The sequence below is a fragment of the Kosakonia sp. MUSA4 genome (genome assembly GCF_013085925.1).
Taxonomy (GTDB): Bacteria; Pseudomonadota; Gammaproteobacteria; order Enterobacterales; family Enterobacteriaceae; genus Kosakonia; species Kosakonia sacchari_B.
This window is the reverse complement of the sequence record NZ_CP025697.1, coordinates 3658851-3672270: the sequence shown is the minus strand read 5'-3', so window position 1 is coordinate 3672270 and position 13420 is coordinate 3658851. Positions and strand designations below refer to the sequence as shown.

Genomic DNA, 13420 nt, shown 5'->3' with positions numbered 1-13420 from the left:
CCTCAGTTTACCCGACTCACTGCGGCTCCGGTGAAGCAAAATGCATTTTTCCCTCTGGCTGGCGCGTGAGGTGCTGATTTATCGCCGTCTTCATGGCAAACTAGCCGCCGAATTTAATGCGAGCATGTGCCTGGGGGATACTATGGATAAAATTTTTGTCGATGAAGCAGTGAATGAGCTGCACACCATTCAGGACATGCTGCGTTGGGCGGTCAGCCGCTTCAGCGCCGCGAATATCTGGTACGGTCACGGCACGGATAACCCGTGGGACGAAGCGGTACAGCTGGTGCTGCCGACGCTCTATCTGCCGCTCGACATCCCGGAAGATATGCGCACCGCGCGCCTGACTTCCAGCGAGCGTCACCGCATTGTTGAGCGCGTGATCCGTCGCGTTAACGAGCGTATTCCGGTCGCTTACCTGACCAACAAAGCGTGGTTCTGCGGCCACGAATTTTATGTCGATGAGCGCGTGCTGGTGCCGCGTTCTCCTATTGGTGAGCTGATCAACAACCGCTTTGCCGGGCTGATTGATCAACAGCCGCAGCATATTCTGGATATGTGTACCGGCAGCGGCTGTATCGCTATTGCGACGGCGTACGCCTTCCCGGAAGCCGAAGTGGATGCGGTCGATATCTCCGCGGATGCGCTGGCGGTAACCGAACACAATATTGAAGAGCACGGCCTGATTCACCACGTTACGCCGATCCGTTCCGACCTGTTCCGCGATCTGCCGAAAGTGCAGTACGACCTGATTGTCACCAACCCGCCGTACGTTGATGAAGAAGATATGTCCGATCTGCCGTCGGAATACCGTCACGAGCCGGAACTGGGCCTGGCATCAGGCAGCGACGGCCTGAAACTGACGCGCCGCATTCTGGCCTGCGCCCCGGATTACCTTGCTGATCACGGCATCCTGATTTGTGAAGTCGGCAACAGCATGGTACATCTGATGGAACAATATCCGGACGTCCCGTTCACCTGGCTGGAGTTTGATAACGGCGGGGACGGCGTCTTTATGCTGACCAAAGCGCAGCTGATTGCCGCTCGCGAACACTTCAGCATCTATAAAGATTAAAACGACGCTCAACACCAACAACGACAACGGAGCCGTGATGGCAGGTAACACAATTGGACAACTTTTCCGCGTAACCACGTTTGGCGAATCGCACGGCCTGGCGCTGGGTTGCATCGTTGACGGCGTACCTCCGGGTATTCCGCTGACCGAAGCCGATTTACAACACGATCTCGACAGACGACGTCCGGGAACATCGCGCTATACCACCCAGCGTCGCGAAGCGGATCAGGTGAAGATTCTGTCCGGCGTCTTTGAAGGCGTTACCACCGGTACCAGCATTGGTCTGCTGATCGAAAACACCGATCAGCGCTCGCAGGATTATGGCGCGATTAAAGATCTGTTCCGTCCGGGCCATGCGGATTACACCTACGAACAAAAATACGGTCTGCGTGACTATCGCGGCGGCGGTCGTTCCTCTGCGCGCGAAACCGCAATGCGCGTGGCCGCTGGCGCGATTGCCAAAAAATATCTGGCGCAGAAATTCGGCATTGTTATTCGCGGCTGCCTGACGCAGATGGGCGAGATCCCGCTGGAGATCAAAGACTGGACGCAGGTCGAACAGAACCCATTTTTCTGCCCGGATCCGGACAAAATCGAGGCGCTGGACGAACTGATGCGCGGCCTGAAAAAAGAGGGCGACTCCATCGGCGCGAAAGTGACCGTGGTGGCCGATGGCGTTCCGGCCGGTTTTGGCGAGCCAGTGTTTGATCGTCTGGATGCTGATATCGCGCACGCGCTGATGAGCATCAACGCGGTGAAAGGCGTGGAAATTGGCGACGGCTTTGAAGTCGTGAAGCTGCGCGGCAGTGAAAACCGCGACGAAATCACGCAGCAGGGTTTCAAGAGCAACCACGCGGGCGGCATTCTTGGCGGCATCAGCAGCGGGCAGCAAATTATTGCCAATATCGCGCTGAAACCCACCTCAAGCATTACCGTGCCGGGGCGCACGATTAATCGTTTTGGCGAAGAAGTGGAGATGGTAACCAAAGGCCGTCACGATCCGTGCGTGGGTATTCGCGCCGTGCCGATCGCCGAAGCGATGCTGGCGATCGTGCTGATGGATCACTTCCTGCGTCAGCGTGCGCAAAACGCTGATGTCACCACTGATATTCCACGCTGGTAAACGATGAAAAAAACGGCAATTGCGCTGTTTACTCTGCTGGTGTGCGCCGCCGCGACGGCGGCGACACCGTGGCAAAAACTGACGCATCCGGTCGCCGGTAGTCCGCAATCCATTGGTGCGTTCGCCAATGGCTGTATCGTTGGCGCATATGCGCTGCCGCTGCAATCGGACAACTATCAGGTGATGCGCACTGACCAGCGGCGCTACTTTGGCCATCCCGATCTGGTACTGTTTATTCAGCGTCTGAGCAATCAGGTGCACAATCTGGGGCTGGGTACGGTGCTGGTGGGCGACATGGGGATGCCGGCAGGTGGGCGTTTCAACGGCGGCCACGCCAGCCATCAATCCGGGCTGGATGTTGATATCTTCCTGCAACTGCCGAAAACGCGCTGGAGCGCCGCGCAGTTGCTGAAACCACAGGCGCTGGATCTCGTCTCCAGCGATGGTAAGCAGGTCGTGCCCGCGCTGTGGAAGCCGGAAATCAGTAGCATGATCAAGCTGGCGGCACAAGATAACGACGTGACGCGCATTTTCGTTAACCCGGCGATCAAACAGCAACTTTGCCTCGATGCCGGAACCGATCGCGACTGGCTGCGTAAAGTGCGTCCGTGGTTCCAGCATCGCGCGCATATGCACGTGCGTTTGCGCTGCCCGGCCGATAGCCTGGAGTGCCAGGATCAACCTCTGCCGCCGCCTGGCGACGGTTGCGGCGCAGAACTGCAAAGCTGGTTTGAACCGGCGAAACCTGGCAGCACAATCCCTGAGAAAAAGACGCCGCCGCCATTGCCGCCGTCTTGTCAGGCTTTACTGGATGAACACGCACTCTGATGGAACTCTTTCAACAACTGTTTATGGTATCGCCGTTACTGCTGGTGGTGCTTTTTTTTGTCGCGCTGCTGGCCGGTTTTATTGACTCTCTGGCGGGCGGTGGCGGCCTGTTAACGGTGCCTGCGTTACTGGCGGCAGGCATGACGCCAGCCGAGGCGCTGGCAACGAATAAGTTGCAGTCCTGTGGCGGTTCGATTTCTGCGTCGCTGTACTTTGTTCGCCGCAAAGTGGTGAACCTTGCCGATCAGAAACTCAATATTCTGATGACCTTTATCGGCTCAACCACCGGCGCGCTGCTGGTGCAGCATGTGCAATCAGATGTGCTGCGCCAAATCCTGCCGATTCTGGTGATCTGTATCGGTCTCTACTTTCTGTTGATGCCGAAGCTGGGTGAGGACGATCGTCAGCGTCGTTTGTACGGGCTGCCGTTTGCGTTGGTGTCCGGCGGCTGTGTCGGTTTTTACGACGGTTTCTTCGGCCCCGGCGCCGGTTCATTTTACGCGCTGGCTTTTGTGACGCTCGCAGGGTTCAACCTGGCGAAATCCACCGCGCACGCCAAAGTGCTGAATGCCACCTCAAATATCGGCGGTCTGCTGCTGTTTATTATTGGCGGCAAAGTTATGTGGGGCACGGGTTTCGTCATGCTGGCCGGGCAGTTTCTCGGCGCGCGGATGGGCTCACGTCTGGTGCTCAGCAAAGGGCAAAAACTCATTCGTCCGATGATTGTGATTGTCTCGGCGGTGATGAGTGCAAAACTTCTTTATGACAGTCACGGCCAGGAGATCCTCCATTTTCTGGGGGTGAACGTATGACACATCACTACCAACAATTGATTGATATTTTTGATGGCTGCTTTGCCGACGATTTTAATACCCGTCTGATTAAAGGCGACGACGAACCGATCTATCTTCCTGCTGATGCAGACGCGCCGTATAACCGCATTGTTTTTGCTCACGGTTTTTATGCCAGCGCGTTACATGAAATTTCGCACTGGTGTATCGCCGGTGCCGAGCGTCGTAAGCAGGTGGATTTTGGCTACTGGTATTGCCCTGACGGCCGCGATGCGGCGACGCAGGGGCAGTTCGAGGATGTTGAGGTAAAACCGCAGGCGTTTGACTGGTTGTTTTGCGTGGCGGCGGGTTTCCCGTTTAATGTCAGTTGCGACAACCTGGAAGGCGATGTCGAGCCGGATCGTATCGTGTTCCAGCGCCGCGTTCATGCGCAGGTCATGGCGTATCTGGAGCAGGGTATTCCCCCGCGCCCGGCGCGTTTTATCAAGGCATTACAGGATTATTATCAAACGCCGCCTTTAGCGGCAGAACAGTTCCCATGGCCGGAAGATCTTTGAAGCCATGTTGTCAAAAGAGGAAGAGAGATGATCGCGGAGTTTGAATCACGCATTCTGGCGTTAATCGATAATATGGTGGATCACGCCAGTGATGATGAGTTGTTTGCGGGCGGTTATCTGCGCGGCCACCTGACGCTGGCGGTGGCTGAACTGGAAGGCGAAGATAACCATTCGCCGGAAAATCTGTACCAGAAAGTCACCGGTAGTGTGGAAACCGCCATTCAGGCCGGAGAACTGTCGCCGCGCGATCAGGCGCTGGTGATGGGCATGTGGGAAAACCTCTATCAGCAGGCGAAGTCGCATTAAGGGGCGTTTTGCCGGGTAATGCTGACGCTTATCCGGCCAATATCCGGGCCTACGGGTTTGTAGGCCGGATAAAACAACGCCGCCATCCGGCAAATGTACCCATCTTCACTTCACCGCTCTGCCTTTCAATAACTTCCTGACCCACAAACGATTCGGATTGAGGGCTGCCAGCGTTTCGCCATCCAGCGGAATCGGCTCGTCACTCATCTGCGAAGCCAGAATCTCAGCCGCCAGCGGAGCGCTGCACAAACCGCGCGAACCGAGTGCGCCAAGCATAAATAAACCTTCGTAGACCGGTGCGCTGACCGCTTCTTCCGGCCGTTCTGCCAGTTGGGCGTAAGCTGCCAGCGTGGCGTCAAAGTCGGCGACATTTCCGACCATCGGCAGGTGATCCCGCGTTGCGCAGCGTACGCCGCAGCGCGCATCTCCAGCGCTGACATCCACCTCTTTTGCCCAGGCCGCATGCGGGAAACAGTCGATAAGCCGCTGGCGATTCTGCTGCTGATCCGCCTCGCTGTAATTTGCCTCCTGCTGCCCACGATGATAGCTGGCGCCGATACAGTGCTGCTGGTTATGCGGGTTCTGCGGCGTCAGATAACCGTCGTAGCACAGCACCTGGCGAAGCGCAGAGAGCAGATTGCTGGTCGGAATATGGCTGACCTGACCGGCAACAGGATAGACGGGCAGTTTCTCCGTTTGCGGGAAATGATGAATGCGATGCCCGTTGGCCAGCACTATTGCTGCATGCGCTCGCTGGCCGCCACGGCGGAAATGAAGTTGCCAGCGCTGATCTTCACGGCTCATGCGTTCAACATCATGTCCATAATGCACTTGCAGGCCTTGCTCGCAGGCCATCTTAATCGCGGCGGCCGTTAACTGCGCCGGGCAGAGCCAGCCGCCGAGCGGGTAATGCACGCCGCCGCATTCCGTTTCCACGCCGGTTTCGGCTTTCACTGCCTGGGCATCAACCGTACAGGCAATCTCCGGCGGCAGATCCAGCGTTAACATTTGCGCGATTTTTTGTTGGCTTTTTTCATCCCAGCCAAGCTGTGTGACGCCGCACCACTGATGGTCAAACGTCACGGGCAACGCATCATACAGACGGCGGGCAAAGGTAAACGCCGCGGGGAAGAAGCGGGCCAGCGCCGGATCGTGAGCGCTGAGCAGCGGATAAAGCGCCCCCTGGCGGTTGCCGGATGCGCCTTCGGCGGGCGCGTCGTCGCCACAGTAAAGCGTCACCTGCCAGCCGCGTCGCAGCAAGGCCAGCGATAACAGCGCGCTGGCGACACCGCCGCCAATCAGCGCCACATCGCGTACCTCTGTGCCGCCGCGGGCAAACCACGGCGTACGCGGCGCAGGCGCAACGGTGTTCTCCATTACGCCGGTCAGCATTTCGCGTTTACGGCCAAAACCTTTGCTTTTGCGCATGGTAAAGCCCGCTTCCTGCAAACCCCGGCGGACAAAACCTGCCGAGGTGAAGGTCGCCAGCGTGCCGCCCGGTCTTGCCAGGCGAGCCATCGCGGCAAACAGGTTTGGCGTCCACATATCCGGGTTTTTCGCCGGGGCAAAGCCGTCCAGGAACCAGGCGTCGACGCGCTGGTTTAAGGAATCATCGAGCGTATCGGTGAGTTGATTGATATCGCCAAACCATAAATCCAGCGTCACACGACCTTCATCGAGCAGCAGTCGGTGGCAGCCGCCAAAGGGCAGCGGCCACTGCGCCTGTAACTGTTCCGCCCATGGCGTCAGTTCCGGCCAGTGCGCGTGGGCTTTGCGCAGATCGTCCTGGGTGAGAGGAAATTTTTCAAAACTGATGAAATGTAACCTTTCCAGGGTAGCGTCAGGATTGGCTGCGCGAAAAGCCGCGAATGCCTGCCACAGCGTGAGGAAATTCAGACCGGTGCCAAACCCGCTCTCCGCGACCACAAACAGCGGGCGCGGGTGGTCAGGGAAACGCTGTTCCAGTTGGTTGCCGCCGAGAAAAACATAACGCGTCTCTTCCAGTCCGTTATCATTAGAGAAGTAGACGTCGTCGAAATCTCGGGAAACAGGTGTACCCTCAGCGTTGAATTCGAGGTTGGCGGATTGTATAGCGGTTTGTTTCACGTAAGTTACTCGTCCATCAGGCAGTGCCTCGATCTTAACGAGGGACAAAGAAAGGCGCAAATTTCCGCCGAAAATGTCTGATCGGACTTGTTCGGCGTACAAGTGTACGCTATCTTGCGACACGAAACTTAATTAGTGCGACTTAGGGGTATTGAATGAAACGTGCAGTGATTACTGGCCTGGGCATCGTTTCCAGCATTGGTAATAACCAGCAGGAAGTCCTGGCATCTCTGCGTGAAGGACGCTCAGGGATCACATTCTCTCAGGAATTTAAAGATTCCGGCATGCGCAGCCACGTGTGGGGTAACGTTAAACTGGACACCACTGGTTTGATCGACCGTAAAGTGGTTCGTTTCATGAACGATGCCTCTATCTATTCCTATCTTTCCATGCAGCAGGCGATCGAAGATGCTGGCCTGAAAGACGAGGTTTATCAGAACAACCCGCGCGTGGGCCTGATTGCAGGTTCTGGCGGCTCTTCTAAATCTCAGGTTTTCGGTGCTGATGCGATGCGTAGCCCGCGTGGTCTGAAAGCTGTGGGTCCTTATGTGGTGACCAAAGCGATGGCGTCTGCGGTGTCCGCTTGCCTCGCAACACCATTTAAAATCCACGGTGTTAACTACTCTATCAGTTCTGCTTGCGCCACTTCCGCGCACTGCATCGGTAACGCGGTAGAACAGATTCAACTGGGTAAACAGGACATCGTTTTTGCTGGCGGCGGCGAAGAGCTGTGCTGGGAAATGGCCTGCGAATTTGACGCGATGGGCGCGCTGTCCACCAAATACAACGAAACGCCAGAAAAAGCTTCCCGTACCTATGACAAACACCGTGACGGTTTCGTTATCGCGGGCGGCGGCGGCATGGTTGTTGTTGAAGAGCTGGAACATGCACTGGCGCGTGGCGCGCACATCTACGCAGAGATCGTTGGCTACGGCGCGACTTCTGATGGTGCGGACATGGTAGCGCCGTCAGGCGAAGGCGCAGTGCGTTGCATGAAGATGGCAATGCAAGACATTGATACACCGATCGACTACCTGAACTCCCACGGTACTTCCACGCCGGTTGGCGACGTGAAAGAGCTGGGTGCCATCCGCGAAGTGTTCGGAAACAACAGCCCGGCTATCTCCGCAACCAAAGCGATGACCGGTCACTCTCTGGGCGCTGCAGGCGTACAGGAAGCGATCTACTCGCTGCTGATGCTGGAACACGGCTTTATCGCGCCGAGCATCAACGTGGAAGAGCTGGACGAGCAGGCTGCTGGTCTGAACATCGTGACAAAACCGATGGAAGCCGCGCTGACGACGGTCATGTCCAACAGCTTCGGTTTTGGCGGGACTAACGCCACGCTGGTGATGCGCAAACTGAAATAAGTTTGTCTGCAAGCAGAAAAAGAGAGCCACTGGCTCTCTTTTTTTATGCATTGACAAGCTGCCGTTGCGGCAGGCAAACTCCCCGGCGCAACATTATCAACACGATAATGCGTAAGCGTTCAACGTTAACCAACGCACCTTAATCCTGGCACTCAGGTAGAGGGGGCGTGGCACTTCCAAATCCCGCCTTACTCTGCGTTATGGAGTAATGCATGTCTGTAGACGTTCAATCTGTTAAAACCTCGTCAGCGAATATGTCGCTGTTTCGTATCGCCTTTGCGGTGTTTCTGACCTACCTGACCGTTGGCCTGCCGCTACCGGTGATCCCGCTGTTTGTACACAATGAGTTGGGCTACGGTAATACCATGGTGGGAATTGCCGTTGGTATTCAGTTTCTGGCCACCGTCTTAACACGCGGCTATGCTGGTCGTCTTGCCGATCAATATGGCGCGAAACGTTCGGTGATACAGGGCATGATCGCCTGTGCTCTGGCCGGAGCAGCGTGGCTGCTGGCGGCGCTGTTGTCGGCTGCGCCCGCTGCCAAATTTGCGCTGTTGATTCTGGGGCGTCTGATCCTCGGTTTCGGTGAAAGCCAGCTTCTTACCGGCACGCTCACCTGGGGAATGGGGCTGGTTGGTCCCGCGCGTTCCGGCAAAGTGATGTCATGGAACGGAATGGCGATTTACGGTGCGCTGGCTGCTGGCGCGCCGCTTGGGTTGCTGGTTCACAGCCACTTTGGTTTTGCTGCCCTGGCAGCGATCACCATGGTATTGCCGCTGCTGGCCTTCGCATTTAACGGCGGCGTGCGCAAAACGCCAGCGCATCCGGGCGATCGTCCTGCACTGTGGAGCGTGGTCGGGCTTATCTGGCAACCGGGGCTGGGGCTGGCGCTTCAGGGCGTTGGCTTTGCGGTGATCGGCACCTTTGTTTCGCTCTACTTTGCCAGCCAGGGCTGGTCAATGGCAGGTTTTACCCTGACGGCTTTCGGCGGCGCATTTGTGCTGATGCGCATTTTGTTCGGCTGGATGCCGGACCGTTTTGGCGGTGTGCGGGTGGCGATTGCTTCGCTGGTGATCGAAACCATTGGCCTGCTGCTGTTATGGCAGGCGCATGACGCGTGGATGGCATTGCTGGGCGCGGCTCTGACCGGCAGCGGCTGCTCGCTTATTTTCCCGGCGCTGGGCGTTGAAGTCGTCAAGCGCGCGCCGCCGCAGGTGCGTGGCACGGCGCTTGGCGGCTATGCGGCATTTCAGGATATCTCCTACGCGTTTAGCGGCCCGTTAACCGGGCTGTTGGCAACGACTGCGGGATACCCATCGGTTTTCCTCGCGGGAGCAATTGCCGCCATTACCGGTATTGTGATCACCCTGGTGGCCTTCCGCGCGCGGAAATGATCGCCCGGTAAAACTCTTTGCAACCGGTTTCACAGAATGAGCCCGTGGTGATGTCATCTCACTGCGGGCTTGTTTATTCTTTTGCCATCATTACGCGAAAGGAGAAAACAATGGCTGGGTTTAAAGCGGATTTCTTATGGGGCGGCGCGGTGGCGGCGCATCAACTGGAAGGCGGCTGGCAGGAAGGAGGCAAGGGGATCAGCGTTGCTGATGTCATGACCGCAGGGGCGCATGGTGTACCGCGTGAAATTACCGACGGCGTACTGCCTGGTAAAAATTATCCTAACCATGAAGCCATCGATTTTTATCACCGCTATAAAGACGATATTAAGCTGTTTGCCGAAATGGGGTTTAAATGTTTTCGCACCTCCATTGCCTGGACACGTATTTTTCCTCAGGGTGATGAACTGGAGCCGAATGAAGCCGGGTTACAATTCTACGATGATCTTTTTGATGAATGCCTGAAATACAATATTGAGCCCGTTATTACCCTTTCCCATTTCGAAATGCCTTATCACCTGGTCACCGAATATGGCGGCTGGCGTAATCGCAAACTGATCGACTTTTTTGTCCGTTTTGCCAATGCCGTTTTCACCCGCTATCGCAGCAAGGTGAAATACTGGATGACCTTCAACGAAATTAACAACCAGGCTAACTATCACGAAGATTTTGCGCCCTTCACCAACTCTGGCGTGAAATATAAAGCGGGTGAAGATCGCGAAGTGATCATGTATCAGGCCGCCCACTATGAATTAGTGGCCAGCGCGCTGGCGGTGGAAGCCGGGCATAAAATTAACCCGGATTTTAAAATCGGCTGTATGATCGCCATGTGCCCGATTTATCCGCTCACCTGCGCGCCGGACGATATGATGATGTCGGTTGCTGCGATGCACCGGCGCTACTGGTTTACCGATGTTCACGTACGCGGTTATTACCCGCAGCACCTGCTCAATTATTTTGCTCGCCGCCAGTTCAAACTCGATATCACCGAAGAGGATTTGCAGATTCTGACGCGCGGACGCGTTGACTATATTGGCTTCAGTTATTACATGTCGTTTGTCACCAAAACTCAGGAAAACAACCCGCACCTCGATTACGACGAGACGAAAAGCCTGGTGAAAAACCCGTACGTGAAAGCTTCCGACTGGGGCTGGCAAATTGATCCGGTTGGCCTGCGTTACTCTCTGAACTATTTCTACGATCTCTACCAGTTGCCGCTGTTTGTTGTGGAAAACGGTTTTGGTGCTATTGATCAGCCTGAAAGCGACGGCGTAGTGAACGATCAGTACCGCATTGAATATATGCACAACCATATCCGCGAAATGAAAAAAGCGGTGGTGGAAGATGGCGTCGATTTAATGGGTTATACCCCGTGGGGCTGTATTGATCTGGTCTCTGCGGGCACTGGCGAAATGAAAAAACGCTATGGCTTAATCTACGTTGATAAAGATAACGAGGGTAACGGCACGCTGGCGCGCAGCCGTAAAAAATCGTTCTGGTGGTATCAGGACGTTATCAAACACAACGGCGAGAATATTTGACGATAAATTCCCCTCCGCCCGGAGGGGAATTTTTTAACTCACCAGCCAGAAAAGCGCTAATGCGATAAGCAGGGCGATAAAAAAGAATCCCGGTCGCGTGGAAATCGATTTTATTGTTTCGACAATGGGTGCGACAAACGGGCTGTAAATGGGCTGAATATCGCGAACCTCAAAGGTGCCCGTCGCACGTTCTGTGCGGCGTAAAAAGACATGATTAAGAATGTCCTGAACCTGCGCCGTCGTCAGGATCGTCTGCGGCGTGGCCTGCCATGTCTGCTGGGCGTACTCGGTAATCGTGCGCATTTCCATATCATCCAGCGGCTGTTTCAGGGCGGTCTGGATAGTGTGCAGCGTGGGCGCGCTGTGCGTGCTTAACGTCTGGCGCGCCTGCAGCCATGTCATCAGCGGCGCGAAATGTTTCGCCGGGATCAGTTCACCGGTTTTGACGCCGGAAAGCTCCATCATCGACTGCCAGATCAATTTACCGGATTCGCCTGTTGCTGCCGCCAGTTTCGTGACCGCCTGGTTCAGCGAATTGTGCTCGGCAGGCAGTAGCGGACGCTCGGTGGCCGGGCGTTGCTGCGGCTGCGGAATGGTAATCTGGTTATTCTGCAACATGGTCAGCACGGTTTTTAACTGCTGAGGCGTCAACTGGCTGAGCGCCGTCTGACCAAACTGCTGACGAATAAAATCGCTCACCGCCTGGCGATTATTTCCCTGGCTTAACAGTTCCGTCAGTTGTGAAACCACCTGGCGGTTAGTGTGGTTCTGCGTTGCAGTTTCCACGCGCTGGTTGAGGTTCTGCTCAGCAGCCGGAAAGTGACGCGAGAGCAGCGGGGCGTCATTCTTCAGCCCTAAATCGTGTTTCATGCCAGCCCATACTTCCGCGCTTTGTTGCTGCGTTAACGCGATCAAGCGAATAACCAGTCGCTCCAGCACGGTACGTTGCAGGGTGGATAAGGGCTGTTCGCCAGCATTATTCGCGGCTTGTGTCGGCTCTTGCCCGGGAGGGCGCGCGGGCGTCCCCTGAATGGGTTGCATCATGGATTTCCTCTTACTCTCGCATGGCGGTGGTCGGCATTGCAGGTATGCCTGGCGGCGAGATTATGGCACACTTGCGCGCTCAACTCCCGTTCTCAAACAGGTACTGTAGCGTGAAAATCCTTGTTGATGAAAATATGCCTTATGCCCGCGATCTTTTTAGCCGTCTGGGTGAAGTGAAAGCGGTTCCCGGTCGTCCAATCCCGCTTGCGGAACTGGCCGATGCTGATGCGTTAATGGTGCGCTCCGTGACGAAAGTCAACGAGGCATTATTACAGGGAACGGGGATCAAATTTGTCGGTACGGCAACCGCGGGAACTGACCATGTTGATGAAGGGTATTTGCAGCAAGCGGGGATTGGCTTTTCCGCAGCGCCAGGCTGCAACGCCATTGCGGTTGTAGAGTATGTTTTCTCTTCACTGTTGATGCTGGCGGAGCGCGAAGGCTTTGCTCTCAAAGATCGTACGGTCGGGATTGTCGGTGTGGGCAATGTGGGCGGACGCTTACAGGCGCGCCTCGAAGCGCTGGGGATCCGCACGCTGCTATGCGATCCGCCGCGCGCCGATCGTGGCGATGACGGTGATTTCCGCTCGCTTGATGAGCTGGTACGTGAAGCGGATGTGCTGACCTTCCATACGCCGCTGTTTAAAGATGGCCCGTATAAAACGCTGCATCTGGCGGATGATGCTCTGCTGGCGCGTCTGAAGCCTGGCACTATTCTGATTAATGCCTGCCGTGGCCCGGTGGTGGATAATGCGGCGCTGCTGCAGCGTTTGCAGGCGGGACAGGCGCTGCATGTGGTGCTGGACGTCTGGGAGCCGGAACCTGATCTCAACGTGGAGCTGTTGCAACGCGTTGACATTGGCACCGCGCATATCGCCGGGTACACCCTTGAAGGTAAAGCGCGCGGAACAACGCAAGTGTTTGAAGCTTATAGTGAATTTATCGGTAAGCGTACACAAATAGCGCTCGATACGCTGCTGCCTGCAGCGGAATTTGGCCGCATAACGCTGCACGGTCCTCTCGATCAGTCAACGCTAAAAAGGTTGGTTCATTTGGTGTATGATGTGCGCCGTGACGATGCGTTGCTGCGAAAAGTGGCAGGCACGCCGGGTGAATTTGATAAGTTACGTAAAAACTATCTTGAGCGTCGCGAATGGTCATCACTGTATGTGCAGTGCGATGATGCCAGTGCCGCCGCACTGTTGCAGCAACTGGGTTTTAACGCCACGCACACCCCGGCCCGTTAATGTCTTCTTAATGCTCCCTGCGGAAAAATGCCGCAGGG

12 protein-coding genes are annotated in these 13420 nt (G+C 56.0%); 10 read left to right on the top strand and 2 right to left on the bottom strand.

Annotation, left to right across the window (positions count from 1 at the left end):
- Positions 1–142 precede the first annotated feature (142 nt).
- From prmB to C0557_RS17280, 6 genes are read left to right on the top strand one after another with little or no spacing between them, the layout of a single operon-like run.
- The gene (prmB, locus tag C0557_RS17305; RefSeq protein ID WP_007371038.1) at positions 143–1075 is read left to right on the top strand and encodes a 50S ribosomal protein L3 N(5)-glutamine methyltransferase; all 933 of its coding nucleotides are present in this window, start codon (positions 143–145) and stop codon (positions 1073–1075) included.
- Between the two features lie 37 nt (positions 1076–1112).
- Positions 1113–2198 carry a chorismate synthase gene (gene aroC, locus C0557_RS17300; protein WP_208659785.1) on the top strand — a complete coding sequence of 362 codons (1086 nt, stop codon included), beginning with the start codon at positions 1113–1115 and terminating at the stop codon, positions 2196–2198.
- Between the two features lie 3 nt (positions 2199–2201).
- Entirely contained in the window at positions 2202–3026 is an 825-nt protein-coding gene (gene mepA / locus C0557_RS17295) for a penicillin-insensitive murein endopeptidase (RefSeq protein WP_208659783.1), read from the top strand.
- Positions 3026–3838 (top strand): sulfite exporter TauE/SafE family protein, encoded by an 813-nt coding sequence (locus C0557_RS17290; RefSeq protein ID WP_074777113.1) that lies wholly within the window; start codon positions 3026–3028, stop codon positions 3836–3838. The genes mepA and C0557_RS17290 overlap by 1 nt, the downstream gene beginning before the upstream one ends.
- Positions 3835–4374, top strand: coding sequence for an elongation factor P hydroxylase (locus C0557_RS17285; RefSeq protein WP_074777112.1), 540 nt, complete (start codon positions 3835–3837; stop codon positions 4372–4374). Before C0557_RS17290 ends, C0557_RS17285 begins: the two co-directional genes overlap by 4 nt.
- 27 nt (positions 4375–4401) lie before the next feature.
- Positions 4402–4680: a YfcL family protein gene (locus C0557_RS17280; protein ID WP_208659781.1), complete on the top strand. Its 279-nt coding sequence runs from the start codon at positions 4402–4404 to the stop codon at positions 4678–4680.
- Between the two features lie 105 nt (positions 4681–4785).
- Here C0557_RS17280 and mnmC read toward each other — a convergent pair whose 3' ends face one another.
- Complete coding sequence (mnmC, locus tag C0557_RS17275) at positions 4786–6786, bottom strand: bifunctional tRNA (5-methylaminomethyl-2-thiouridine)(34)-methyltransferase MnmD/FAD-dependent 5-carboxymethylaminomethyl-2-thiouridine(34) oxidoreductase MnmC (protein ID WP_208659779.1); 2001 nt, start codon at positions 6784–6786, stop codon at positions 4786–4788.
- A 155-nt stretch (positions 6787–6941) separates the two neighbouring features.
- Between mnmC and fabB the strand changes: the two genes are divergently transcribed.
- From fabB to C0557_RS17260, 3 genes are all read left to right on the top strand, one after another.
- Positions 6942–8156 (top strand): beta-ketoacyl-ACP synthase I, encoded by a 1215-nt coding sequence (gene fabB / locus C0557_RS17270; protein ID WP_074777108.1) that lies wholly within the window; start codon positions 6942–6944, stop codon positions 8154–8156.
- A 212-nt stretch (positions 8157–8368) separates the two neighbouring features.
- Positions 8369–9550 (top strand): MFS transporter, encoded by a 1182-nt coding sequence (locus tag C0557_RS17265; protein WP_208659777.1) that lies wholly within the window; start codon positions 8369–8371, stop codon positions 9548–9550.
- Positions 9551–9660: 110 nt separating this feature from the next.
- Complete coding sequence (locus C0557_RS17260; RefSeq protein ID WP_208659775.1) at positions 9661–11091, top strand: 6-phospho-beta-glucosidase; 1431 nt, start codon at positions 9661–9663, stop codon at positions 11089–11091.
- Between the two features lie 33 nt (positions 11092–11124).
- Here C0557_RS17260 and flk read toward each other — a convergent pair whose 3' ends face one another.
- Complete coding sequence (gene flk, locus C0557_RS17255; protein WP_208663005.1) at positions 11125–12132, bottom strand: flagella biosynthesis regulator Flk; 1008 nt, start codon at positions 12130–12132, stop codon at positions 11125–11127.
- 113 nt (positions 12133–12245) lie between these two features.
- Here flk and pdxB point away from each other — a divergent pair, with 113 nt between their 5' ends.
- Positions 12246–13382: a 4-phosphoerythronate dehydrogenase PdxB gene (gene pdxB / locus C0557_RS17250; protein ID WP_208659773.1), complete on the top strand. Its 1137-nt coding sequence runs from the start codon at positions 12246–12248 to the stop codon at positions 13380–13382.
- Positions 13383–13420: the final 38 nt, after the last annotated feature.